The sequence below is a fragment of the Streptomyces albidochromogenes genome, assembly GCF_005981925.1.
Classification (GTDB): Bacteria; Actinomycetota; Actinomycetes; order Streptomycetales; family Streptomycetaceae; genus Streptomyces; species Streptomyces albidochromogenes.
The window spans coordinates 1-25,108 of the sequence record NZ_VBVX01000070.1 but is presented as its reverse complement, the minus strand read 5'-3'; the positions used below and the strand labels follow the sequence as shown (position 1 = coordinate 25,108).

At 69.3% G+C, this 25,108-nt stretch carries 19 protein-coding genes, 2 tRNA genes and 1 pseudogene; 18 read left to right on the top strand and 4 right to left on the bottom strand.

Going from position 1 to position 25,108, the window contains the following annotated elements; translation table 11 throughout:
• Nucleotides 1–595 precede the first annotated feature (595 nt).
• The gene (locus tag E2E34_RS12340; RefSeq protein ID WP_037649254.1) at nucleotides 596–790 is read left to right on the top strand and encodes a hypothetical protein; all 195 of its coding nucleotides are present in this window, start codon (nucleotides 596–598) and stop codon (nucleotides 788–790) included.
• An 86-nt stretch (nucleotides 791–876) separates the two neighbouring features.
• Here the strand turns inward: E2E34_RS12340 and E2E34_RS12335 are convergent.
• Nucleotides 877–950: transfer RNA gene (locus E2E34_RS12335), tRNA-Gly, on the bottom strand.
• A 137-nt stretch (nucleotides 951–1,087) separates the two neighbouring features.
• Between E2E34_RS12335 and E2E34_RS12330 the strand changes: the two genes are divergently transcribed.
• The 5 genes from E2E34_RS12330 (at nucleotide 1,088) to clpX (ending at nucleotide 5,743) form a co-directional block, all read left to right on the top strand.
• Nucleotides 1,088–1,164, top strand: a tRNA-Pro gene (locus tag E2E34_RS12330).
• Between the two features lie 177 nt (nucleotides 1,165–1,341).
• Nucleotides 1,342–2,730, top strand: a complete 1,389-nt coding sequence (gene tig / locus E2E34_RS12325; RefSeq protein ID WP_138901938.1) for a trigger factor — start codon at nucleotides 1,342–1,344, stop codon at nucleotides 2,728–2,730.
• A 249-nt stretch (nucleotides 2,731–2,979) separates the two neighbouring features.
• A complete protein-coding gene (locus E2E34_RS12320; RefSeq protein ID WP_138894507.1) occupies nucleotides 2,980–3,585 on the top strand; it encodes an ATP-dependent Clp protease proteolytic subunit in 606 nt (201 codons plus the stop codon).
• Nucleotides 3,586–3,627: 42 nt separating this feature from the next.
• The gene (locus E2E34_RS12315) at nucleotides 3,628–4,299 is read left to right on the top strand and encodes an ATP-dependent Clp protease proteolytic subunit (protein WP_138894505.1); all 672 of its coding nucleotides are present in this window, start codon (nucleotides 3,628–3,630) and stop codon (nucleotides 4,297–4,299) included.
• 148 nt (nucleotides 4,300–4,447) lie between these two features.
• Nucleotides 4,448–5,743 (top strand): ATP-dependent Clp protease ATP-binding subunit ClpX, encoded by a 1,296-nt coding sequence (gene clpX, locus E2E34_RS12310; protein ID WP_138894504.1) that lies wholly within the window; start codon nucleotides 4,448–4,450, stop codon nucleotides 5,741–5,743.
• 83 nt (nucleotides 5,744–5,826) lie between these two features.
• Here clpX and E2E34_RS35910 read toward each other — a convergent pair whose 3' ends face one another.
• Entirely contained in the window at nucleotides 5,827–6,807 is a 981-nt protein-coding gene (locus tag E2E34_RS35910) for a hypothetical protein (protein ID WP_208765218.1), read from the bottom strand.
• A 136-nt stretch (nucleotides 6,808–6,943) separates the two neighbouring features.
• On the opposite strand from E2E34_RS35910, the gene E2E34_RS12300 reads away from it, so the two are divergent.
• Nucleotides 6,944–9,568 carry a valine--tRNA ligase gene (locus E2E34_RS12300; RefSeq protein ID WP_138901937.1) on the top strand — a complete coding sequence of 875 codons (2,625 nt, stop codon included), beginning with the start codon at nucleotides 6,944–6,946 and terminating at the stop codon, nucleotides 9,566–9,568.
• Nucleotides 9,569–9,637: 69 nt separating this feature from the next.
• Here the strand turns inward: E2E34_RS12300 and E2E34_RS12295 are convergent, their stop codons facing one another.
• The gene (locus E2E34_RS12295) at nucleotides 9,638–10,663 is read right to left on the bottom strand and encodes a rod shape-determining protein (protein ID WP_138901936.1); all 1,026 of its coding nucleotides are present in this window, start codon (nucleotides 10,661–10,663) and stop codon (nucleotides 9,638–9,640) included.
• A gap of 173 nt (nucleotides 10,664–10,836) precedes the next feature.
• On the opposite strand from E2E34_RS12295, the gene folC reads away from it, so the two are divergent.
• The 10 genes from folC (at nucleotide 10,837) to E2E34_RS12245 (ending at nucleotide 23,328) form a co-directional block, all read left to right on the top strand.
• On the top strand, nucleotides 10,837–12,351 hold the full coding sequence (folC, locus tag E2E34_RS12290) for a bifunctional tetrahydrofolate synthase/dihydrofolate synthase (protein ID WP_138901935.1): 1,515 nt from the start codon (nucleotides 10,837–10,839) through the stop codon (nucleotides 12,349–12,351).
• Between the two features lie 5 nt (nucleotides 12,352–12,356).
• Nucleotides 12,357–12,719 (top strand): DUF4233 domain-containing protein, encoded by a 363-nt coding sequence (locus E2E34_RS12285; protein WP_138901934.1) that lies wholly within the window; start codon nucleotides 12,357–12,359, stop codon nucleotides 12,717–12,719.
• Nucleotides 12,720–12,812: 93 nt separating this feature from the next.
• A complete protein-coding gene (gene ndk, locus E2E34_RS12280) occupies nucleotides 12,813–13,226 on the top strand; it encodes a nucleoside-diphosphate kinase (RefSeq protein WP_138901933.1) in 414 nt (137 codons plus the stop codon).
• 289 nt (nucleotides 13,227–13,515) lie between these two features.
• Complete coding sequence (locus E2E34_RS12275) at nucleotides 13,516–14,535, top strand: rod shape-determining protein (RefSeq protein WP_028813452.1); 1,020 nt, start codon at nucleotides 13,516–13,518, stop codon at nucleotides 14,533–14,535.
• A 101-nt stretch (nucleotides 14,536–14,636) separates the two neighbouring features.
• The gene (mreC, locus tag E2E34_RS12270; RefSeq protein WP_138901932.1) at nucleotides 14,637–15,590 is read left to right on the top strand and encodes a rod shape-determining protein MreC; all 954 of its coding nucleotides are present in this window, start codon (nucleotides 14,637–14,639) and stop codon (nucleotides 15,588–15,590) included.
• Between the two features lie 12 nt (nucleotides 15,591–15,602).
• A complete protein-coding gene (mreD, locus tag E2E34_RS12265; protein ID WP_138901931.1) occupies nucleotides 15,603–16,274 on the top strand; it encodes a rod shape-determining protein MreD in 672 nt (223 codons plus the stop codon).
• 37 nt (nucleotides 16,275–16,311) lie between these two features.
• The gene (gene mrdA, locus E2E34_RS12260) at nucleotides 16,312–18,480 is read left to right on the top strand and encodes a penicillin-binding protein 2 (RefSeq protein ID WP_138901930.1); all 2,169 of its coding nucleotides are present in this window, start codon (nucleotides 16,312–16,314) and stop codon (nucleotides 18,478–18,480) included.
• Complete coding sequence (gene rodA, locus E2E34_RS12255; protein WP_138901929.1) at nucleotides 18,480–19,679, top strand: rod shape-determining protein RodA; 1,200 nt, start codon at nucleotides 18,480–18,482, stop codon at nucleotides 19,677–19,679. The genes mrdA and rodA overlap by 1 nt, the downstream gene beginning before the upstream one ends.
• A gap of 136 nt (nucleotides 19,680–19,815) precedes the next feature.
• Entirely contained in the window at nucleotides 19,816–21,348 is a 1,533-nt protein-coding gene (locus E2E34_RS12250; RefSeq protein ID WP_138901928.1) for a CYTH and CHAD domain-containing protein, read from the top strand.
• 51 nt (nucleotides 21,349–21,399) lie between these two features.
• Nucleotides 21,400–23,328 carry a TIGR03960 family B12-binding radical SAM protein gene (locus E2E34_RS12245; protein WP_138901927.1) on the top strand — a complete coding sequence of 643 codons (1,929 nt, stop codon included), beginning with the start codon at nucleotides 21,400–21,402 and terminating at the stop codon, nucleotides 23,326–23,328.
• 87 nt (nucleotides 23,329–23,415) lie between these two features.
• Here E2E34_RS12245 and E2E34_RS12240 read toward each other — a convergent pair whose 3' ends face one another.
• Nucleotides 23,416–24,018 (bottom strand): recombinase zinc ribbon domain-containing protein, encoded by a 603-nt coding sequence (locus E2E34_RS12240; protein WP_244315673.1) that lies wholly within the window; start codon nucleotides 24,016–24,018, stop codon nucleotides 23,416–23,418.
• 441 nt (nucleotides 24,019–24,459) lie between these two features.
• Here E2E34_RS12240 and E2E34_RS12235 point away from each other — a divergent pair.
• Nucleotides 24,460–25,108: pseudogene (locus E2E34_RS12235) on the top strand (hypothetical protein); the annotation flags it as partial.

Here is a 25,108-nt window from a genome sequence, read left to right as displayed (position 1 = left end):
GTGCAAGGGGTGTTTCGGGCTCCTGCTCCCGGGCCGGGGGGAGCGGGGCCCTCTGATATCCGTGCGGAGCGTGAAACATCTGAGGCACCCTAGCGTCGCGCGATGGATTTCGTAAAACCCCGTTCGCAGCTCACTTGTATTCGTCGGGTACCCCGTACGCGGAGAAGTCGACATGACGATGGCCTTTTATGGCGAGGCTCACATCATCGCGCCCGTATGGGGTAACTCATCCCGATTAAATGGTGCATACCGCCAGCGGGAGACTCTGGTGATATGTCCTGTTCATTGGGTCTTTGTCGACCGATGATGTGTGGGCGTCCACCCAATTCGAATTTCCTGCGAACATGATGTGTGGAAGGCGAAACGATCACGTCTATTAACTCCCGCACGGGGCAGATCAATTCCGCGGCGCGCATATGCGGCGCCCGCGCCCCGGGGTGTGCGCCGGACCTCCCGGCAGCGTGAGCCGGCCGTCGACGTTGCGTCACCCGGCAGCCACCAGTGGTGAGTTGGTGGCACGATGGTGCCTGCGGGAGTGCGCTGGGCCGTGCGCTCCCGGGCCGGCAAGGCGGACCGACCGAGGGTGTGATCAGTTGTGGCCATTTCACTGTCTGTGGTGCTTCTGTTGGCGATCGTCCTGGTGGTGTTGATCCGCGGGGGCTCGATCAAGGCGGGACCGGCGGTGGTGGCCGTGCTCTTCGGCTTCTTCCTCGCGTCCACCGGGATGGCGCCGTCGATCAACCGCTTCCTGAACTCGATAGCGGAGACCATCAACCAGATCAGCTTCTGAAGGAGCCGCGGCAGACGGGCGGCGCGGCTCCCCAAACGCCACCGGCCCGGCTCGGTGACGTGATCACCGAGCCGGGCCGGAAGCAGTGGAGCGGGCGACGGGAATCGAACCCGCGTAGCTAGTTTGGAAGACTAGGGCTCTACCATTGAGCTACGCCCGCACAGTGCGCCGCAGGTCACGTGACCGCGGCACGAAGAGCATCGTAGCGGGTCCCCGGGCGTTGATGCACACCCGATACGACGCCCGTAAAGCGGCGGCCGTTCTGTCCCCGGGCATGTACCCTACGTGTCGCACCGACGGGGTGTGGCGCAGCTTGGTAGCGCGTCCGCTTTGGGAGCGGAAGGTCGTCGGTTCGAATCCGGCCACCCCGACCATCACCCGACATGATCCCGCGCGATCACCGGATCAAGATCGCGTTGTGGGAGTCTTCCTGCTTGCCGTTACTATGCAAACTCGTGCCCGTGTGTCTGATGTGCCGGGCTCGAAACGGCGAAGCCGCCTCCCGCGCGGCCCAGCAGAACCCCAGAAGTCAGCCCCAAGGAGACCGAACCGTGAAGAGCGCCGTGGAGACCCTGAACCCGACCCGGGTTCGGCTCAGCATCGAGGTGCCCTTCGAGGAGCTCAAGGACAGCCTCGACGCGGCGTACAAGAAGATCAACCAGCAGGTCACGGTGAAGGGCTTCCGCAAGGGCAAGATCCCGAACCGAGTCATCGACCAGCGGTTCGGCCGTGGTGCTGTGCTGGAGGAGGCCGTCAACGACGCCCTCCCGAAGTTCTACACCGAGGCTGTCAACGAGGGTGAGCTGAACGTTCTCGGCCAGCCCGAGGTCGACATCACCGAGCTGAAGGACGGCGAGCTGCTCTCCTTCACCGCCGAGGTCGACATCCGCCCGACGATCGAGATCCCGGACTACTCCGGCATCGAGGTCGAGGTCGACGCGGTCGAGGTCAACGACGAGGACGTCGACAAGGCCGTGGAGGACCTGCGCGCGCGCTTCGCCTCCACCAACCCGGTCGAGCGCCCCGCCGCCGACGGTGACGTCGTCACGATCGACCTGGAGGCCAAGGTCGAGGGCGAGGTCCTGGAGGACGGCGTCGCCGAGGGTGTCTCGTACACCATCGGTTCCGGAGAGCTCCTCGACGGCATCGACGAGGCCGTGACCGGCCTGGAGGCCGGTGGCGAGGCCACCTTCACCTCCTCGCTCAAGGGCGGCAGCGCCGAGGGCAAGGAGGCCGAGGTCACCGTCAAGGTCACCGCGGTCGCCGCCCGTGAGCTGCCCGAGCTGGACGACGACTTCGCGCAGATGGCGAGCGAGTTCGACACCCTCGACGAGCTCAAGGCCGACAGCCGCAAGCGCCTCGAGAACATGAAGCAGTACGACCAGGCCACGCAGGCCCAGGAGCGCGTCCTGGAGAAGCTGCTGGAGCTGGTCGAGGTCCCGATCCCCGAGAAGCTGCTCGAGGACGAGGTCAAGACCCGCAAGCACAACCTGGAGCACCACCAGCTCGGCCAGATGGGCCTGGACATCGAGAAGTACCTCGAGATCCAGGGCAAGACGGCCGAGGAGTTCGACGCCGAGCTGCGCGAGCAGGCGGTCAAGGGCATCAAGACGCAGTTCGTCCTCGACGAGCTCGTCAACAAGGAGAAGCTGAACGTCAACCAGGAGGAGCTCACCGAGCACCTCATGCGGCGCGCGCAGTCCTCCGGCATGAGCCCCGACCAGTTCGCCCAGGCCGTCGTCGAGGGCGGCCAGGTGCCGATGCTCGTCGGCGAGGTCGCCCGCGGCAAGGCGCTCGCCGTCGTCGTCGAGGCCGCCAAGGTCACCGACACCAACGGTGAGGCCGTCGAGCTGGAGGACGAGGAAGAGGAGGCCGCCGAGGCCGCCGACTCCTCCGAGGCCGCCGAGGCCTCCTCCGAGGAGAAGACGACCGAGGCCTGAGCCTCGATCCGATCTGCTTGATCTGCGGTGACGGGCCCGGACGCATCACGCGTCCGGGCCCGTCACCGTATGCGGGCGCCGGCCCGTAGCTTGCGCTCCCAGCGAACAGTTCGGGAAGCGGGATGGCGTTGTCCTACCTGCGCGTTAGGGTCCATGAAGAGGAGAGTGGGGAGTCCCCGCTCTCCGGTACGAAGACGCTGAGACGGCCGAAGCCGTCAGAGACGAGCAGGTGTATACGTGACGAATCTGATGCCGTACGCCGCGGGTGAGCCGTCCATCGGTGGAGGCCTCGGCGACCAGGTCTACAACCGGCTGCTCGGCGAGCGGATCATCTTCCTCGGCCAGCAGGTCGACGATGACATCGCCAACAAGATCACAGCGCAGTTGCTCCTCCTTGCCGCCGATCCGGACAAGGACATCTACCTCTACATCAACAGCCCCGGCGGCTCGGTGACGGCGGGCATGGCGGTCTACGACACCATGCAGTACATCCCGAACGACGTGGTGACCATCGGTATGGGCCTCGCGGCCTCGATGGGCCAGTTCCTGCTGACCGGTGGCACCGCGGGCAAGCGCTTCGCGCTTCCCAACACCGACATCCTGATGCACCAGGGCTCGGCCGGCCTCGGCGGCACCGCCTCGGACATCAAGATCCAGGCCGAGCAGCTGCTGCGTACGAAGAAGCGCATGGCGGAGATCACCGCCCGGCACTCCGGCCAGACCGTCGAGACGATCATCCGTGACGGTGACCGCGACCGCTGGTACTCGGCGGAGGAAGCCGTGGAGTACGGCCTCATCGACGAGATCATCAGCTCCGCCTCGGGCGTTCCGGGCGGCGGCGGCACCGGGGCCTGATCCCCGCAGCCGAGCCACCCCAGCCCACCGAACGCCATCAGGATGGTGAATACCCACATGAACGAATTCTCCGCGAGCGGCCTCTACACCGGCCCGCAGGTGGACAACCGCTACATCGTGCCGCGCTTCGTCGAGCGCACCTCGCAGGGCGTGCGCGAGTACGACCCGTACGCGAAGCTCTTCGAGGAGCGCGTGATCTTCCTCGGCGTGCAGATCGACGACGCGTCCGCCAACGACGTCATGGCGCAGCTGCTGTGCCTGGAGTCGATGGACCCGGACCGCGACATCTCGATCTACATCAACAGCCCCGGCGGCTCGTTCACGGCCCTCACGGCCATCTACGACACGATGCAGTTCGTGAAGCCGGACATCCAGACGGTGTGCATGGGCCAGGCGGCCTCCGCCGCGGCCGTCCTGCTCGCCGCCGGTACGCCGGGCAAGCGCATGGCCCTGCCGAACGCGCGGGTGCTGATCCACCAGCCGTCGTCGCAGACGGGCCGCGAGCAGCTCTCCGACCTGGAGATCGCGGCGCAGGAGATCCTGCGGATGCGCTCTCAGCTGGAGGAGATGCTCGCGAAGCACTCCACCACGCCGATCGAGAAGATCCGCGACGACATCGAGCGCGACAAGATCCTGACCGCTGAGGACTCCCTTGCGTACGGTCTGATCGACCAGATCGTGTCCACCCGCAAGAACGCGCCAGTGGGCGCCTGACGCGTGGCAGCCGACCCCTTGGCACCGGGCACGTCGATGTGAACCGTGCCAAGGGGGGCCCGAACGGGGGGCCAGGCAAGGTACCGTCGGATATGAGGCACCAGGAGACGCTGAACGTGGCGTCTCCCAGGCGAAGGGGAAGCACCTCGTGGCACGCATCGGTGATGGCGGCGACCTGCTCAAGTGCTCGTTCTGCGGCAAGAGCCAGAAGCAGGTGAAGAAGCTCATCGCAGGACCCGGTGTGTACATCTGCGACGAGTGCATCGACCTCTGCAACGAGATCATCGAGGAGGAGCTCGCAGAGACCTCCGAGGTGCGCTGGGAGGAACTCCCCAAGCCGCGGGAGATCTACGAGTTCCTCGAGGGGTACGTAGTCGGCCAGGAGCCCGCCAAGAAGGCGCTCTCGGTGGCGGTCTACAACCACTACAAGCGCGTACAGGCGGGTGAGAACGCGGGCGCCGGCTCGGGCCGTGACGACGCGATCGAGCTGGCCAAGTCCAACATCCTCCTGCTGGGCCCCACGGGCTCCGGCAAGACGCTGCTGGCCCAGACCCTCGCGCGCATGCTGAACGTCCCGTTCGCCATCGCCGACGCGACGGCGCTGACGGAGGCCGGGTATGTCGGCGAGGACGTCGAGAACATCCTGCTGAAGCTGATCCAGGCGGCCGACTACGACGTCAAGAAGGCCGAGACCGGGATCATCTACATCGACGAGATCGACAAGGTCGCACGAAAGAGCGAGAACCCGTCGATCACGCGCGACGTATCGGGTGAAGGCGTCCAGCAGGCCCTCCTCAAGATCCTTGAGGGCACGACGGCCTCGGTGCCGCCGCAGGGCGGCCGCAAGCACCCGCACCAGGAGTTCATCCAGATCGACACGACGAACGTGCTCTTCATCGTGGGCGGCGCATTCGCCGGCCTGGAGAAGATCATCGAGTCGCGTGCGGGCGCTAAGGGCATCGGTTTCGGCGCGACGATCCGCTCGAAGCGGGAGATCGAGGCGAGCGACCAGTTCCAGGAGGTCATGCCGGAGGACCTGGTGAAGTTCGGGATGATCCCCGAGTTCATCGGCCGCCTCCCCGTCCTGACCTCGGTGCACAACCTGGACCGCGAGGCGCTCCTCCAGATCCTGGTCGAGCCGCGCAACGCGCTGGTGAAGCAGTACGAGCGGCTGTTCGAACTCGACGGCGTGGAGCTGGAGTTCGAGCGCGAGGCGCTGGAGGCGATCGCGGACCAGGCGATCCTCCGCCAGACGGGCGCGCGGGGCTTGCGCGCCATCATGGAGGAAGTGCTGATGTCGGTGATGTACGAGGTCCCGTCCCGCAAGGACGTGGCCCGGGTCGTCATCACGGCGGACGTGGTCCACAACAACGTGAACCCCACCCTGGTCCCGCGCGAGCCGCGCATCATCAAGAACGACGGCCGCCACGAGAAGTCCGCGTAAGCGTCCGGTCCGTACGCCGAAGGGGCGCCCGCCAGTCCAACTGGCCGGGCGCCCCTTCGCGTGCTTCCCGCGGTGCGGGAGGACTACTTGATCTCGACGCGCACTTCGTTGCGGACCTTGGTCGCGGTGGCGGCCGCCTCGTCGATCGTCTGGCCCTTCCCGCTGAGGAAGGACGCCGGGTCGGCCTGACTCGCGGTGCCCAGGGTGCTGTGGTCGGCCCAGATGCACGACGGGATGGTGATGGCGGAGGGGGCGCCCGAGGACGAAGCGCCGCTCATGCCGGACATCTTCATCATCCGGCACTTCATCACGCCGTTCTCGAACCCGTCCGGAGTGACCGCTTCCGGTTCGCCGATGAGCTCGATCTTCAGGCCCTGGGCCGTGTTCTTGTCGACGCTTTCCTTCTGCTTCGCGAACATCGCGTCCAGCACGGCCTCCGGGTCCTCGATCTCGCCCCAGACACCGTTGAAGTTCAGCTGCTTGGCGGTCGGTCCCTCACCGACCTTGTAGGCGGCGCCCTCCTGCTGCGGATTGGCGATGCCCACGGCTTCCAGCTCCGCCGCGTCCTTCGCGGGCAGGCCGCCGCTCGCGCCACTGGCATTGGCGGTGTTCTTCTTGTACTCGCCCAGCATCGTCTCCGGCGCCGTCAGCTTGTACCGCTTGCCGTCGTCGGCGACGTCACCGCTGCCTCCGCCCGACATCAGGAAGTACGCGCCGCCCGCGACGACCGCGAGCACCACGACGACCACGCCCACGATCAGGCCCGTCTTCTTCTTCGGCGCGCCCGGCGGGGGCGGCACCATGCCGCCCGGGTACGGGGGCTGCTGACCGTAGGGGCCCGGCTGCTGGGGCTGGCCGTACGGAGGCTGCTGGCCGTAGGGGGGCTGCTGGCCCTGCTGGGGGTACCCGTAACCCTGCGGCGGCGGGGCCTGCTGGGGGTAGCCGTAGCCGGGCTGGCCCTGCGGGGGCTGCTGTCCGTACGGGTTCGGCTGACCCTGCGGCGGCTGCTGGCCGTAAGGACCGGGCTGCTGCCCGCCGTACGGGCCCGGCTGGTTGTAGCTCATGGACTGGGTTCCCCTCCAGATACTGGTGCGTTGCGAACATCCTGACGGAACCACCGCCGTCCGGGGGCGGCGGGGCCCTCACCGTTACCAAGAATCCGGTTTCGGTACGGGGCTGTGACGCCCGTAAACTGAGCCCGTGACCGAGAACTCATCGCAGCAGCCAGCAGCCCCCGCCCCCGAACTGCCGACCCAGTACGCGCCGGCCGAGGTAGAGGGGAAGCTGTACGAGCGCTGGGTGGAACGCGGTTACTTCGAGGCGGACGAGAAGAGCGGCAAGGAGCCGTACACGATCGTCATCCCGCCGCCGAACGTCACGGGATCGCTCCACCTCGGGCACGCCTTCGAGCACACGCTGATCGACGCCCTCACCCGCCGCAAGCGCATGCAGGGTTACGAGACCCTGTGGCAGCCCGGCATGGACCACGCCGGCATCGCCACCCAGAACGTCGTCGAGCGCGAGCTCGCCAAGGAGGGCAAGTCCCGCCACGACCTGGGCCGCGAGGCGTTCGTCGAGCGCGTCTGGCAGTGGAAGGCCGAGTCCGGCGGCCAGATCTCCGGGCAGATGAAGCGCCTCGGCGACGGCGTCGCGTGGTCGCGCGAGCGCTTCACCATGGACGAGGGCCTGTCCAAGGCCGTCCAGACGATCTTCAAGAAGCTGTACGACGACGAGCTGATCTACCGGGCCGAGCGCATCATCAACTGGTGCCCGCGCTGCCTGACGGCCATCTCCGACATCGAGGTCGAGTACCAGGAGGACGACGGCGAGCTCGTCTCCATCCGGTACGTCTCCGGGGACGCGTCGATCGTCGTCGCCACGACCCGCGCCGAGACGATGCTCGGTGACACCGCCGTCGCCGTCCACCCCGACGACGAGCGGTACGCGCACCTGGTCGGCACCGAGATCGAGCTGCCGCTCACCGGCCGCCGCATCCCGGTCGTCGCCGACGAGCACGTCGACCCCGAGTTCGGCACCGGCGCCGTCAAGGTCACGCCCGCCCACGACCCGAACGACTTCGAGATCGGCCAGCGCCACGGCCTGCCCAACCTGGCCGTCATGGACGAGCGCGCCGTCATCACCGCGCACGGTCCCTTCCAGGGCCTCGACCGCCTGGAGGCCCGCAGCGCCATCGTCGCCGCGCTGCGCGCCGAGGGCCGGATCGTCGCCGAGAAGCGCCCGTACGTCCACTCCGTCGGGCACTGCTCGCGCTGCAAGACGACCATCGAGCCGCGCCTGTCCCTCCAGTGGTGGGTCAAGGTCGGCCCGCTGGCCAAGGAGGCCGGCGACGCGGTCCGCGACGGCCGCGTCACGATTCACCCGAAGGAGATGGAGCCCCGCTACTTCGGCTGGGTCGACAACCTCCACGACTGGTGCATCTCGCGCCAGCTGTGGTGGGGTCACCGCATTCCGGTCTGGTACGGCCCGAACGGCGAGGTCGTCTGCGTCGGCCCCGACGACGAGGCGCCCACCGGCGAGGGCTGGCACCAGGACACGGACGTCCTGGACACCTGGTTCTCGTCCGGCCTGTGGCCGTTCTCCACGCTCGGCTGGCCCGAACAGACCCCGAGCGTCGAGAAGTTCTACCCGAACTCCGTCCTGGTCACCGGCTACGACATCCTCTTCTTCTGGGTCGCCCGGATGATGATGTTCGGCATCTACGCGATGGACGGCACCCCGCCGTTCCACACCATCGCCCTGCACGGCATGGTCCGCGACCAGTTCGGCAAGAAGATGTCGAAGTCCTTCGGCAACGCGGTCAACCCGCTGGACTGGATGGACGAGTACGGCTCCGACGCCGTCCGCTTCACCCTCGCGCGCGGCGCCAACCCGGGCGTCGACGTCCCGATCGGCGAGGACTGGGTCCAGGGCTCCCGCAACTTCGCCAACAAGATCTGGAACGCCACCCGCTTCGCGCTGATGAACGGCGCGACGGTCGAGGGCGAACTGCCGCCCGCCGAGCAGATGTCGGCGACCGACCGGTGGATCCTGTCCCGGCTGAACGCCACGGTGGCCGAGGTCGACGCGTACTACGAGGACTACCAGTTCGCGAAGCTCTCGGACGCGCTCTTCCACTTCGCGTGGGACGAGGTCTTCGACTGGTACGTCGAGCTGTCCAAGACCACCTTCTTCGCGGGCGGCGAGCCGGCCAAGGTCTCCGCCCGCGTCCTCGGCGAAGTCCTCGACGTGATGCTGCGCCTGCTCCACCCGGTCGTCCCCTTCGTCACCGAGACGCTGTGGACCACGCTCACCGGCAAGGAGTCGCTCGTCATCGCGGACTGGCCCGGTGACTCGGGCTTCCGCGACGCCGCGGCCGAGCAGGAGATCGGGCTCGTCCAGCAGGTCGTCACCGAGGTCCGCCGCTTCCGCTCCGACCAGGGCCTGCAGTCCGGCCAGAAGGTCCCGGCCCGGCTGACCCTGGACGGTACGGCGCTCGCCCCGCACGAGGCGGCCATCCGCCAGGTGCTGCGCCTCCAGCCGGCCGAGGAGGGCTTCCACGCCACCGCGTCCCTGCCGGTCGCCGGCGCCCGGGTCGAGCTCGACCTGTCGGGCACGATCGACGTCGAGGCGGAGCGCAAGCGCCTGGCGAAGGACCTCGCGGCGGCCGAGAAGGAGAAGGCCCAGGCGCACGGCAAGCTCGGGAACGAGGCCTTCCTGGCCAAGGCCCCGGACAACGTGGTCGACAAGATCCGCGGCCGGCTCGCCAAGGCCGAGGCGGACATCGAGCGCATCACCGCCCAGCTCGCGGCGCTGCCGCAGAAGTAGGCGCGCGTACGACGCACGACGAGGGCCCCCGCGCCGGCACGCGGGGGCCCTCGCGCGTGTTCCGGGGAGCTACCAGTCGGCGAGGAAGTCCTCCAGCGCGTCGAAGTTCTCGACGCACTTGCCCGTTCCCAGCGCCACGCAGTCCATCGGGTCGTCCGCCACGAACACCGGGATCCCGGCGCCCGCCGCGATCCGCAGGTCCAGTCCCGGCAGCAGCGCCCCGCCGCCCGTCAGCACGATGCCGTGCTCCATGACGTCGTCGGCCAGCTCCGGCGGGCACTCCTCCAGCGTCGACTTCACCGCCGAGACGACCGCCTCGCACGACTCGTCGAGCGCCGCCCGCACCTCGGCCGCGCTCAGCTCCAGCGTGTGCGGCAGACCGCCGGGTATCTTCTCCCGCCCGCCCACGGCACAGGTGCGGTGCTCCAGCTCCGGGTCCTCCGGCACCGGGCACGCCGAACCGATCGCCAGCTTCACGGCCTCGGCCGTCCGCTCGCCGATGAGCAGCCCGTGCTCCTTGCGCACATGGTCGGCGATGGCCTCGTCCAGCCGGTCGCCGCCGACCCGCAGCGACCATGCCGCGACGATCCCGCCGAGGGATATCACGGCCACCTCGGTGGTGCCGCCGCCGATGTCGACGACCATCGAACCGTGCGCCTTGGACACCGGCAGCCCGGCGCCCATCGCCGCCGCCATCGGCTCGTCTACCAGATGCACGGTACGGGCGCCGACCCGCTCGGCCGCCTGGACGATCGCGCGCTGCTCGACCGGAGTGATCCCGCTCGGTACGCACAGCACCATGCGGGTGCGGGGGTTGCGGCCCGGGACGGCCTTGCGCACGAAGTGCCGGATCATCTCCTCGGCCGCCCGGTAGTCGCTGATCGCACCGCCCTTGAGCGGGCGGATCGCCGTGATCGAGCCCGGCGTGCGGCCGATGGTGTCCCTGGCCTCCCGGCCGACCGCGAGTGCGGTGCCGGAGCCGGCCTGCACCGCCACTACGGACGGCTCGTTGAGCACGATGCCCTTGCCCCGGGCGTAGACGATGGTGTTCGCCGTGCCCAGGTCTATACCGATGTCCTTGGCCGTGTCACCCATCTGGAGAAACCTCCGATCGTGGTGTCCCCAGGCTGGCACGACATCGCCGGTTCCGCCGCCGCAGAGCGGCCGAAGGCGGTGCGAAGCCGGTCCCGGGGCGCTCCGGGCAGGGGCCGGAGGCGGCGCGCGGGTCCTGGCGGGGCGCTGTCACCGGTGCTCCGTAGACTGGTGCCGTGAGCCAGCTCCCCCCGCACGATGACAGCGACACTCCCGACGCCTTCGAAGAGATCGTCGAGGCCGAGACCGGCCGCGATCCCGACCTGGCGGTGATCGAGGCGGGCAGCCGCACGCTGCGCACCCAGGGCGCCCCGCGCCAGGGTGACGACGCCGCCGGACGCCCGCAGGACCCGGAGGTGGACAAGGCGCTGCGTGCCGTCGAGCAGGAGCTCCTGGGCCGCTGGCCTGAGACCAAGCTGGACCCGTCGCTGGTCCGGATGGCGGCGCTGATGGACGTCCTGGGCGAGCCCCAGCGCGCGTACCCCTCGGTCCACATCACCGGCACCAACGGCAAGACCAGCACCGCCCGCATGATCGAGGCGCTGTTCGGCGCCTTCGAGCTGCGTACCGGGCGGTACACCAGCCCCCACGTGCAGTCGATCACCGAGCGCATCAGCCTGGACGGCTCGCCGATCGACCCCGAGCGCTTCATCGAGACGTACCGGGACATCGAGCCGTACGTCGAGATGACCGACGGCATGCAGGAGCACCGCCTGTCCTTCTTCGAGACGCTGACGGGCATGGCGTACGCCGCGTTCGCCGACGCGCCGGTGGACGTGGCGGTCGTCGAGGTCGGCATGGGCGGCAGCTGGGACGCCACGAACGTGATCGACGCGTCCGTCGCCGTCATCACCCCCATCGACCTGGACCACACCGACCGGCTCGGCGCCACGCCCGGCGAGATCGCGGTCGAGAAGTCCGGCATCATCAAGCAGGGCGCCACCGTCGTCCTGGCCCAGCAGCCGGTCGACGCGGCCCAGGTGATGCTGAAGAAGGCCGTCGAGGTCGACGCCACGGTGGCCCGCGAGGGCATGGAGTTCGGCGTCGTGTCCCGCGAGATCGCGGTCGGCGGCCAGCTGGTCAACCTGCGCGGACTCGGCGGCGAGTACGAAGAGGTCTTCCTGCCGCTGCACGGCGCGCACCAGGCGCACAACGCGGCGGTGGCCCTGGCGGCCGTCGAGGCGTTCTTCGGCATCGGCGCGGAGCACGCGCGCACCCTGGACATCGACACGGTCCGCAAGGCCTTCGCCTCCGTCACCTCGCCGGGCCGCCTGGAGGTCGTACGCCGCAGCCCGACCGTCGTGCTGGACGCGGCGCACAACCCGGCGGGCGCGCGGGCGGCGGCCGAGGCCGTCACGGAGGCGTTCAGCTTCAGCCGCCTGATCGGCGTCGTCGGCACCAGCGGCGACAAGGACGTGCGCGGCGTGCTCGAAGCCTTCGAGCCGGTCTTCGCCGAGGTCGTCGTCACCCGTAACTCCACGCCGCGCGCGATGGACGTCGACGAGCTGGCCGCGATCGCCGTCGAGGTCTTCGGCGACGACCGCGTCCAGGTCGAGCCGCGCCTCGACGACGCGCTGGAGGCCGCCATCACGCTCGCCGAGGAAGAGGGCGAGTTCGCCGGCGGCGGCGTTCTGGTGACCGGTTCCGTGATCACGGTCGGCGAAGCCCGGCTGCTCCTGGGGAGGGGCTGAATCCTGTGCGTATGCTCTGCGCGTCCACTCTGATCAGCGAGTTCTTCGTGGTGGCCTTCGCCGGCCTCGTCGCGATGAAGTCCGACGACCTGTCGGTGACGACGGTCTGGACGGTCTGCGGCGCCGCGATGGTGCTGTCCGTCGTGCTCTGCGGCATGCTCGGCCGGCCGGGCGGAGTGCAGCTCGGCTGGGCGCTCCAGATCGGCCTGATCGTGAGCGGCTTCGTCGTCCCGGCGATGTTCTTCCTCGGCGTGGTCTTCGCGGGCCTGTGGTGGGCCTCCCTCCACTACGGCCGCAAGATCGACGAGGCCAAGGCGCGGTGGGCCGCCCAGGCGCAGGCCGAGGAGGCCCAGGCCCCGGCCTCGTAGGGGCCGCCGTCACCAGTGCCGGGTGCGGCCCCCGCCGCGTGCCCTTGTAGCCTCAGGGCATCGCATCCGCTATGCCCGCAAGGAGCCCCGTACATGTCTCAGCGCACTCTCGTCCTTCTCAAGCCGGACGCGGTCCGACGTGGGCTGATCGGCGAGGTCGTCGGCCGCATCGAGCGCAAGGCCGGCTGGAAGATCACCGCGCTGGAGATGCGCGCGCTCGACCACGAGACGCTGGAACAGCACTACGGCGAGCACAAGGGCCGCCCCTTCTACGAGCCGCTGGTCGAGTTCATGTCGTCCGGTCCCGTCGTCGCGCTCGTCGTCGAGGGCGAGCGCGTCATCGAGGGTGTACGCCAGTTGGCGGGTCCCACTGACCCGATCGCGGCGGCTCCTGGCTCCATCCGTGGGGATTTCGGCACCATCGTCCGGGAGAACCTCATCCACGCCTCGGACTCCGAAGCGTCCGCGGAGCGGGAACTGAAGCTTTTCTTCCCCGGTCTTTCCTGACGCGACATCAGCCAAACAGAGGCCATGGCCTGGGGCGACCGAAGTAATTCGGCCGCCCCCCGGCATATGCGGGAAGATGTGGGGAACGGATCCCCCCGACACGACGTCACCATGACTGGGACGGGTACGTGTTCCGCTCACAATGGCGTAGGACCCTCGCGCCGCTTCCGTGCAGGCGGCACTACGATGGAAACCTCCACGCCCGCACCACCCACTTCGCCGTCCTAAAAAGCCAACCGCTCCACTTGGGAAGGCCCGACGCATCCTCATGGGGAACAAGGGGAACTCAATGTCGTTCATCGGCCGTGACATGGCTGTCGACCTCGGGACCGCCAACACGCTGGTGTACGTCAGGGGCAAAGGGATCGTGCTCAACGAGCCCTCCGTCGTCGCCATCAACACCAACACCGGCGGGATCCTCGCCGTTGGTGCCGAGGCCAAGAAGATGATCGGCCGGACGCCGGGCAACATCGTTGCCGTCCGGCCGCTGAAGGACGGCGTCATCGCCGACTTCGAAATCACCGAGCGGATGCTCCGCTACTTCATCCTGAAGATCCACAAGCGGCGCTACCTGGCCCGCCCCCGTGTCGTCGTCTGCGTGCCCTCCGGTATCACCGGGGTCGAGCGCCGCGCCGTCATCGAGGCGTCCACCCAGGCCGGCGCCCGCCAGGTGCACATCATCGAGGAGCCCATGGCCGCGGCCATCGGCTCGGGCCTGCCCGTCCACGAGGCCACCGGCAACATGGTCGTGGACATCGGTGGCGGCACCACCGAGGTCGCCGTCATCTCCCTCGGAGGAATCGTCACAGCACAGTCGATCCGGGTCGCCGGCGACGAGCTGGACAGCTCGATCATCCAGCACATCAAGAAGGAGTACTCCCTCCTGCTCGGCGAGCGCACCGCCGAACAGATCAAGATCACGATCGGCTCGGCGTTCGACCTGGAGAAGGACGAGCACACCGAGATCCGCGGCCGTGACCTCGTCTCCGGTCTGCCCAAGACCGTCGTCATCTCGGCGGCCGAGGTCCGCAAGGCCATCGAGGAGCCGGTCAACGCCATCGTCGACGCCGTGAAGACGACGCTCGACAAGTGCCCGCCCGAGCTCTCCGGCGACGTCATGGACCGCGGCATCGTCCTCACCGGCGGCGGCGCCCTGCTGCGCGGTCTCGACGAGCGTCTGCGCCGGGAGACCGGCATGCCGATCCACATCGCCGAGGACCCGCTCGACTCCGTCGCGCTCGGAGCGGGCAAGTGCGTCGAGGAGTTCGAAGCACTCCAGCAGGTACTGGACGCCCAGCCCCGACGATGAGCCGCCCTGACGAATCCGCCGTACGAGGCCTTCCCTCTCGTGCGGCGGATCGTTGATATACAGACACGAGAATTCCGACGAGGAAGGCACGGCCGCCGCACGTGAGGGACACACGAGAGAGTCGGCTGCTCCTGGTGCTGCTGATCGCCATCGCATTCGCGCTGATCACGGTGGACATCCGTGGCGGCGAGGATTCGCCGGTCGACGGCGCCAGGCGGGCCGCCGCCACCGTCTTCGGACCGGTGGAGAACGGGGTCGCCGCAGCCGTCGACCCGATCGGCAACGCCGTGGGAGCCGTTCGGGACTCCGGTGAGCGGCACGACCGCCTCACCGTCCTCGAACGCGAGAACGCCGCACTCAAGCAGAAGCTCGGCAGCGACGACCGCAACCGCAGCGGCGTACGCCAGCTCGACAAGATGCTCAAGCGGGCCGGCGCGGGCCAGTACGGCATCAAGGGCGCCGAAGTCATCGCGATAGGAGCGGCCCAGGGCTTCTCCTGGACCGTCACCATCGACGCCGGCGGCAACGACGGCATCAAGCGCGACATGACGGTGCTCAACGGCGACGGACTCGTCGGCCGCGTCACCACCGTCGGCCCGGACACCGCGACCGTACTGCTCGCCAACGACCCCGACTTCACCGTCGGCACCCGCCTGGAGAAGACCGACGAGCTCGGCTTCGCGACCGGCCAGGGCGACCGCCCGCTGCGCGTTCAGATGCTCAACGGCAAGGCCAAGGTCAAGGCGGGCGACCGGCTCGTCACCTTCGGCTCGCAGGCCGCGAAGCCGTTCGTCCCGGGCGTTCCGGTCGGACGGGTCGTCCGCGTCGACCCGGCGGGCGGCGACCTCACCCGTACCGTGTACGTCCGCCCGTACGTCGGCTTCACCAAGCTCGACATCGTCGGCGTGGTCGTCCAGGCGCCGCGCAAGGACCCGCGCGACACGGTCCTGCCGCCGAAGCCCGCGGGCCCCAAGCCCATCCCCACGGTCACCGTCACGGTCACGCCCTCGGGGCCTCCCGCCGACGGCACCGACCCCGCCACCGGCACCGAGTAGGAGCTGAACCCCATGCGCTTCAACCGGATGCTGCTCTCCACCACCCTGGTGGTCGTCGCCCTCGTCGTCCAGGTCACCGTGCTCGCCAGGCTGCAACTGCCCGGAGCCGTACCGGACCTGATGCTCCTGACCGTCCTCGGCCTCGCCTTCGTGTACGGACCCATGAGCGGCGCCCTCATCGGCTTCGGCGCGGGCCTCCTCGCCGACTTCGCCCCGCCCGCCGACCACGCCGCCGGCCGCTACGCGCTCGTCCTGTGCGTCATCGGCTACCTCGCCGGACTCGCGAAGCCGGAGAACGGCCAGATCAGGTCCGCGACCGCCCCCATGGTCGCGGTCGTCGTCGCCGCCATCGGCTCCACCCTCCTGTACGCCGGAGTCGGCGCACTGGTCGGTGACACGGCCGCCCGCCACGTCGGCATCGTGAACCTGCTGCTCACCTCCGCGCTGTACGACCTGCTGCTCGCCCCGTTCGTCGTGCCGGTCGTCATGGCCCTGGCCAGACGCGCCGAGAACGACCCGCTCGCCGACAGCCAGAGCGGCACCAACGGCTCCGACGTGGCCAGCGGCTGGCTCGCCTCCGGCACCGGGCTGCGCATCGGCAGCCAGCGCGCGGGCCTGAGGGTCAAGGCCGCCCGCTCCCGGGCGGCACGGGCAGGACGCATCAAGGGGGTCAAGCGGCTGTGACCACCGCTCGCACCACGGACGTCGAGGAGGGGACCGCGTGAGCAACATTCCCGAGACCGGGCGGACCCCCAGGGTCCAGATCCGGCTCATCATCATCCAGGTCCTCGTCTTCTCGCTGCTGCTCACGCTCGGCGGCCGCCTGTGGTACCTCCAGATCCGCAACGGTGACGAATACACCGCCGAAGCGGCCGGCAACGGCGTGCAGCAGGTCGTCCAGCCCGCCGTCCGCGGCTCGATCCTCGACGCCCGGGGCGTGCCGCTCGCCGACAACGAGACCCGCCTCGTCGTCTCCGCCAGCCGCACCGAGCTGATGAAGATGAAGGACGACGGCAAGGGCGTACTGGCCCGCCTCGCCGGCGTACTGGGCATGAAGCCCAAGGAAGTCGCCGACAAGGTCAGGCTCTGCGACAACGAGACCCCGCAGCCCTGCTGGAACGGCTCGCCGTACCAGCCCATCCCCGTCACCGACGAGGCCACCACCAAGCAGGCCCTCCAGATCCGCGAGCGCGCCGAGGACTTCCCCGGCATCACCGCCGAGCCGACGGCCGTACGCCGCTACACCGCGCCGGGCAAGGCCAGGACCTCCCAGGTCCTCGGCTACCTCTCGCCCGTCACCGACGAGGAGATCGAGAAGGCCAAGGACGGCCCGTCGCCGTACCTGCGCTCCGACATGGTCGGACGCTCCGGTCTCGAGCGCACCTACGACAAGGAACTGCGCGGCAAGGCCGGCGTCACCCGCTACGAGGTCGACAACCTCGGCCGCGTCATGGGCGAGGCGGAGAACGACCCGACGGTGCCCGGCTCCAACGTCGTCACGTCCATCGACGCGCGCGTGCAGGCCGTCGCCGAGTACGAGCTCCACCAGGCGATGAAGACCGTACGCAAGGAGACCGACAAGATCACCGGCCGCCCGTACGAGGCCGACTCGGGCGCCGTCGTCGTCATGGAGTCCAAGACCGGGCGCGTCATCTCCATGGCCTCCCAGCCCGACTACGACCCCAACGCCTGGGTCGGCGGCATCTCCGGCAAGGAGTACGCCAGGCTCACCGGCAAGAACTCCAACTACCCGCTGCTCAACCGCGCCATCCAGGGCCAGGCGCCCGCCGGCTCCGTCTTCAAGGTGGTGTCGGCCAGCGCGGCCGTGCGGGCCGGCCACCCCTTCGACAACCGCTACAACTGCAGCAGTTCCTACAGCATGGGCGGCCGCAGCTTCGCGAACTTCGAGTCCAAGGGGCACGGCCCCATCACCCTCGGCGACGCCCTCAAGTTCTCCTGCAACACCGTCTTCTACCGCCTCGGCCACGAGGAGTGGCAGCGCGACGGCGGAATAAAGCCCAAAAAGGGCGCCCACGACTGGTTCTACCGGACCGCCCATGACTTCGGGTTCGGCGGCGAGACCGGAATCGACCTGCCCAACGAGGTCAAGGGCCGCATCCCCGACCGCCAGTGGAAGCAGAACTTCTGGAAGGCCAACAAGGACTCGTGGTGCAAGCAGGGCAAGAAGGGCGGCACCTACGTCGAGCAGATCGCCTACGAGAGCTGCCTCGAAGGCAACCAGCTCAAGGCCTTCGACAGCATCAACTTCGCCATCGGCCAGGGTGACGTCCTCATCACCCCCATCCAACTCGCCACCGCCTACGCCGCCATCAGCAACGGCGGCACCCTCTACAAGCCCACCGTCGGCAAGGCCGTGATCAGCCCCGACGGCAAGAGGATCGAGGAGATCGAGCCCAAGGCCGACGGCCGACTGCCGGTCGACGCCGAGACCATCAGCGACCTCGACAAGGGCCTGCGCTCCGTCGTCGAGCCCGGCGGCACCGCCGCCTGGCGGTTCGGCGGCTGGCCGCAGGACAAGATCCCGATGCGCGCCAAGACCGGCACCGCCCAGGTCTACGGCAAGCAGACCACCTCGTGGTTCGCGACGTACACCGACGACTACACCATCGTCATGACGATCTCCCAGGGCGGTACGGGCTCCGGCGCCTCCGGCCCCGCCGTACGCAACATCTACGACGCCCTCTACGGCGTCAGCGACGACGGCGACATCAACCCGAAGAAGGCCCTGCTCCCCAAGCCGCAGAAGGACCTCCCGAAGATCAGCCGGGACGGCTCCATCGACGCCCCGCAGATCAGGCCGTACGTACCCGAGAAGCCCAAGGATCCGGCTGCCGACCAGCAGATCGCGATCGGCAGGAGTGGCGACTGATGTCCGGCCCGCACGGTTTCTCCGTCCAGCGCTACGCTCCCGAGCGCGGCACCCTCGCCAAGCTCACCGCCCGTGACTCGATGCTGCGCCGGCTCGACTGGCCGCTGCTCTGGTCGTCGCTCGCCCTGTCCGTCATCGGCGCGTTCCTCGTCTGGTCCGCGACCCGTACCCGCGACCAGCTCAACCAGGGCGACCCCGAGTACTTCCTCTGGCGCCACATCCTCAACACCGGCATCGGGCTGGCCCTGATGATCGGCACGATCTGGCTCGGTCACCGGACCCTGCGCGGCGCGGTGCCGGTGCTCTACGGCCTGTCGGTCGTGCTGGTCCTGCTCGTCCTCACGCCGCTCGGCGCGACCATCAACGGCGCCCACGCGTGGATCGTGATCGGCGGCGGGTTCTCCCTCCAGCCCTCCGAATTCACCAAGATCACCATCATCCTGATCATGGCGATGCTGCTCGCCGCCCGCGTCGACGCGGGCGACCAGGAACATCCCGACCACAGCACCGTCGTCAAGGCCCTGTGCCTCGCCGTCGTACCGATCGTCGTCATCATGCTGATGCCCGACCTCGGCTCCGTCATGGTCATAGCGGTGATCATCCTCGGCGTGCTGCTCACCTCCGGGGCCTCCAACCGCTGGGTCCTCGGCCTCATCGGCACCGGGGCCGTCGGCGCCGTCGTCGTCTGGCAGCTCGGTGTGCTCGACGAGTACCAGATCAACCGTTTCGCCGCGTTCGCCAACCCGGAACTCGACCCGGCGGGCGTCGGCTACAACACCAACCAGGCACGCATCGCCATCGGCTCCGGCGGCCTCACCGGCACCGGCCTGTTCAAGGGCAGCCAGACCACGGGACAGTTCGTACCCGAGCAGCAGACCGACTTCGTCTTCACCGTCGCCGGCGAGGAGCTCGGCTTCCTCGGCGCCGGCCTGATCCTGCTGCTGCTCGGCGTGGTGCTGTGGCGCGCCTGCCGCATCGCCCGCGAGACGACCGAGCTCTACGGCACGATCGTCGCCGGCGGCATCATCGCCTGGTTCGCCTTCCAGTCCTTCGAGAACATCGGGATGACGCTCGGCATCATGCCGGTGGCCGGACTGCCGCTGCCGTTCGTCTCGTACGGCGGATCGTCGATGTTCGCGGTGTGGGTCGCCATCGGCCTGCTCCAGTCGATCAGGGTGCAGCGACCCATGTCGGCGTAAGGCCCTCATCCTGGGCCCCCACGTCCGACAACCCCGGGCGGCCGGACGTGGGGATCACGTGCGAGGGGAGTGAGCACCGGGTGTGTTCGTGCTCCGCGGGCTGACCTTCCGGCCCGCGAAGCACTAAATTTGGTGCATGGCGGACACCAAGCGCGAGATCGAGCGGAAGTACGAAGCCACCGACGAGACCCGGCTGCCCGACCTGACCAAGGTCGCCGGAGTGTCGTCCGTACGGGACGACGGCGTCGCGGAACTCGACGCCGTCTACTACGACACCGCGGACCTGCGGCTCGCCGCGGACTCCCTCACCCTGCGCCGCCGCACCGGCGGCTCCGACGCGGGCTGGCACCTCAAGCTCCCCGTCTCCCCGGGCGTACGCGACGAGATCGGGGCGCCACTCACCGACGGCCCGCCCCCCGACCTGATCGCCCTGACCCGCTCGCGGACCCGAGCCGAGCCGGTCGTCCCGGTCGTACGGCTGCGCAGCGTGCGCGACGTACGTCACCTCCTGGACGCCGACGGCGAGCCGCTCGCCGAGGTCAGCGTCGACACCGTCACCGCCCAACGCCTCGGCGTCGCCGCCGACGGGGCCACCACCCGCTGGACCGAGGTCGAGGTCGAACTGTCCGACGGCGGCGACCCCGCCTTCCTCGACGCCGTCGACAAGCGGCTCCGCAAGGCCGGCCTGCGCGCCGCCACGTCCGAGTCCAAACTGGCCCGGGCCCTGGAAGACACCGCCCCGTCGTGGAAGAAACCCCGACCGGCCCGGCCCGGAGCGCGCGCCGGGACCGCCGGCGACCACGTCCTCGCCTACCTGCGCGAGCAGTACGCGGCACTCGTCGCGTACGACCCGGCCGTACGCCGCGACCTGCCCGACTCCGTCCACCAGATGCGCGTCGCCACCCGCCGCCTGCGCAGCGCCCTGCGCACCTACCGCAAGGTCCTCGACCGGACGGCCACCGACCCGGTCGCCGAGGAGCTGAAGTGGCTCGCCCGGGAACTGGGCGCCGACCGCGACCAGGAGGTGCTGGACGGCCGCCTCCACACCCGCACCGACGACATCCCCGGGACCCTGCTGCTCGGCCCGGTACGCGGACGCCTGCGCATCTGGTCCGTGACCGGCCGCCAGAACGTGCGCGAACAGACCCTCGCCGCACTCGACAGCCCCCGCTACCTGGACCTCCTCACCACCCTCGACGCCCTGCTCACCGATCCGCCACTGCGCGCGGCCGCCTCCAAGCGGGCCGCCCAGGTCCTGCCCGAGGCCCTCCTCAAGGACTACGGCCGGCTCGCCCACCGCATGGAGACGGCGCTCGCCCTGCCGCACGGACAGGAGCGCGACCACGCGCTGCACAACGCGCGCAAGGCCGCCAAGCGCACCCGGTACGCCGCCGACGCCGCCCAGCCGGCCCTCGGCAAGCCCGCAAAGCGGTTCTCCCAGCGCATGAAGGCCGTGCAGTCCGTCCTGGGCACGCACCAGGACGGCGTGGTCACCCGCGAGACGCTGCGGACCCTGGCCGCACAGGCCCACGCGGCCGGCGAGACGGCGTTCACCTGGGGCCTGCTGTACGGGCGGGAGGAAGCCGCCGCCGACGCCGGCGAACAGGAGATCGCACACGCCTGGAAGCGGGCCACGGCCGGGAAACTCCGGGCGGATCTGGGCGGCTGACGGCCGGGGTACGCTTGATGGTCACCCCTGCCAGCTCATGAGAGACACACGATGCCTGTCGAGTCGGTCTTCCCACGCCTGGAAGCGCTTCTCCCTCACGTCCAGAAGCCGATCCAGTACGTCGGCGGCGAACTCAACTCCACCGTCAAGGACTGGGACGCCACGGACGTCAGATGGGCGCTCATGTACCCCGACGCGTACGAGGTCGGGCTGCCCAACCAGGGCGTCATGATCCTTTACGAGGTACTGAACGAGCGCGAGGGGGTCCTGGCCGAGCGCACCTACAGCGTGTGGCCCGACCTCGAAGCCCTCATGCGCGAGCACGACGTCCCGCAGTTCACGGTGGACGCGCACCGGCCCGTCAAGGCGTTCGACGTCTTCGGCCTCAGCTTCTCCACCGAGCTCGGCTACACCAACATGCTCACCGCCCTCGACCTCGCGGGCATCCCGCTGGAGTCCGCGGACCGCACGCTCGACGACCCGATCGTCCTCGCGGGCGGCCACGCCGCCTTCAACCCCGAGCCGATCGCGGACTTCATCGACTGCGCGGTCATCGGTGACGGCGAGCAGGCGGTCCTGGAGATCACCGAGATCGTCCGCGCCTGGAAGGCCGAAGGCCGGCCCGGCGGGCGCGACGAGGTGCTCTTCCGGCTGAGCAAGACCGGCGGGGTCTACGTTCCGCGCTTCTACGACGTCGAGTACCTGCCCGACGGCCGAATCGCCCGCGTCGTGCCCAACCGCTCCGGCGTGCCGTGGCGGGTGTCCAAGCACACCGTCATGGACCTCGACGAGTGGCCCTACCCGAAGCAGCCGCTGGTCCCGCTCGCCGAGACCGTCCACGAGCGGATGTCCGTCGAGATCTTCCGCGGCTGCACCCGCGGCTGCCGTTTCTGCCAGGCCGGCATGATCACGCGCCCCGTGCGGGAGCGAAGCATCACCGGCATCGGCGACATGGTGGAGAAGGGCCTCAAGGCGACCGGCTTCGAGGAGGTTGGCCTGCTGTCGCTGTCCTCGGCCGACCACACAGAGATCGCGGACGTCGCCAAGGGCCTCGCGGACCGGTACGAAGAGGACAAGATCGGCCTCTCCCTGCCGTCGACCCGCGTGGACGCCTTCAACATCGACCTCGCCAACGAACTCACCAGGAACGGCCGCAGGTCCGGCCTGACCTTCGCCCCCGAGGGCGGTTCGGAGCGCATCCGCAAGGTCATCAACAAGATGGTCTCGGAAGAGGACCTCATCCGGACGGTCTCGACGGCGTACGGCAACGGCTGGCGTCAGGTGAAGCTGTACTTCATGTGCGGCCTGCCCACCGAGACCGACGAGGACGTCCTGCAGATCGGCGACATGGCCGTCAAGGTCATCGCCGAGGGCCGCAAGGTCTCCGGCCAGAACGACATCCGCTGCACCGTCTCCATCGGCGGGTTCGTGCCCAAGCCGCACACCCCGTTCCAGTGGGCGCCGCAGCTCAGCGCCGAGGAGACGGACGCCCGCCTGGAGAAGCTGCGCGACAAGATCCGCGGCGACAAGAAGTACGGCCGCTCCATCGGCTTCCGCTACCACGACGGCAAGCCCGGCATCGTCGAGGGCCTGCTCTCGCGCGGCGACCGCCGCATCGGCTCCGTCATCCGCGCGGTCTACGAGGGCGGCGGCCGCTTCGACGGCTGGCGCGAGTACTTCAGTTACGACCGCTGGATGGACGCGGCCGCCAAGACGCTCCCGGACTTCGGCGTGGACGTCGACTGGTACACGACGCGTGAGCGCACGTACGAGGAGGTCCTGCCCTGGGACCACCTGGACTCCGGTCTCGACAAGGACTGGCTCTGGGAGGACTGGCAGGACGCGCTCGACGAGACCGAGGTCGAGGACTGCCGCTGGACGCCGTGCTTCGACTGTGGGGTGTGTCCTCAGCTCGACCTCGACATCCAGATCGGGCCGACCGGCAAGAAACTCCTGCCGCTGACCGTGGTCAACAAGTAGCGGACGTTTCGGCCCTGTGTGCGTCCGGGCGCGCACAGGGCCGCCGCCAGTCGCCGGAGGCGTAGTCATTACGGGACGTCCCCGCCGCTACTTGTCCGCGAACACGTCCGTCTTGACGACCAGGCGCTCCCGCGCATCCTCCGGGACGGTCAGTTTCAGCCGGACCTCGGGCGCTCTGACCCGTGGCCTTTTGTGCCTGCTGACCTCGCAGGTGATGCCCGCTCGTCGCAGATCGTCGGCCATCACCCCTCGGCCGCCTCGTTCCCAGTGATCGCGGAACGTGTCGCCGTTGCGGACCTCGACCCAACGGCCCCGGGCCGCTTCCGCCTTCAGGCCGTCCCCCTCCGTGGGCCGGGCGAGGCCGGCCACGCCCGGCTGGTACTCCCGGACCCGGACCGGTTCCGCGCCCAGCGCGGTGACGACTTCGTCGGCCAGCCTGCGGTACACCGCCTCCGGATCGGGGGCACCCAGCCCGCCACTGGGGCAGTTCCGGCAGCGAAGGTACGCGTACCCGCGCTGCTTCACGGTGGTCCTGTGCACCGTCATGTTCGTCCCGCAGTCCGCGCACACCAGCACACCCAGGAACTCTGTCGCGCCTCCCCTCTGTCGGGCGGGTTGCGTCTTCGCCCGCTTGCGCAGGGCGCCCTGAAGCGACTGCCACTGCGCTTCGGTGAGGATCGGATCTGCCACTTTGATCGGGTTCCCGTCCCTTCCGACGCGCTTCCATGGCGGAACCCGTGTCGCGGAGACGTTCAGATCACTGGCCACGCCGACGACCCGGTACCCCCGCTCCCTGGCAAGAAGGCGCAGGTCGAGTTCCTGCCGCACGGGCGAGGTGCTCTCGGCCTTCGAAGCCGAGAGCCGGACGGACACGAGAGCCCGGGGCGCGTCCGGCGGTAGAGACGACTCCGCGTCCAGCAGCTCCCGCAGTAGGGACAGATCCGTCTCTCTCCAGTCGGAGTACGGCGCATGGCGCCTCTGCCCGGTCCGCTTGTATTTCTTCACATGGCCTCAACGGCGCACGGCCCTCGTCGGATGTGGGCACGCGTGACGGTCCACAGATGGACACACAGATCAGGATCGGCGGCCGTGTCGTGGATCCGTACGGCGGGGCGCTGCGTCTCTTGCGGTATGGACTTCGAGAAGCACCCGGCGCAGCCGCTTCAGCCGCAGCCGCCCGCGTCGCGGCGTGAGGGGGCGCAGGGGGAGGGCTGTCTGACCGCCGTCATCAGGATTCCGGTGCGCATCGTGGTGCTGGTCCTGGTCGTTCCCGTGCGGATGGTGTGGGACCTGCTCGCCCTCGGTGCGAAGGCGGTGGGCCGCGCGCTCGGCGCGGTCGTGCGTGTCGTGGTCGTGACGCCGCTGGCCTGGCTGTACCGGAAGGTGCTCGTCCCCGTCGCTAAGGCGCTCGGGCACGTCGCTCACGCCGTGCTCGTGATGCCCTGGGTGCTGCTGTGGCGGTACGTCGTGGTGCCCCTCGTCCGGTACGGGATCGTCGTGCCGGCGGTGTGGCTCCACCGCCGGGTGCTGACCCCGCTCGGCCACGGCCTGGCCTGGCTGGGCCGCACGGTCGCAAGCGCGCTGGCCGCCGCCGGGCGCGCCGTGGGCACGGTGGTGGGGTGGCTGGCCCGGACGCTGGTGCTGGTGCCGGCGCGGTGGCTGTACGCGTACGTCCTCGCCCCCTTCGGGCGCGCGCTGGCCTGGGTGGGCCGGGCGTTGTTCGTGTGGCCGTGGGTGGCCCTGGGGCGGTACGTGCTGGCTCCTGTGGGCCGGGGGATCG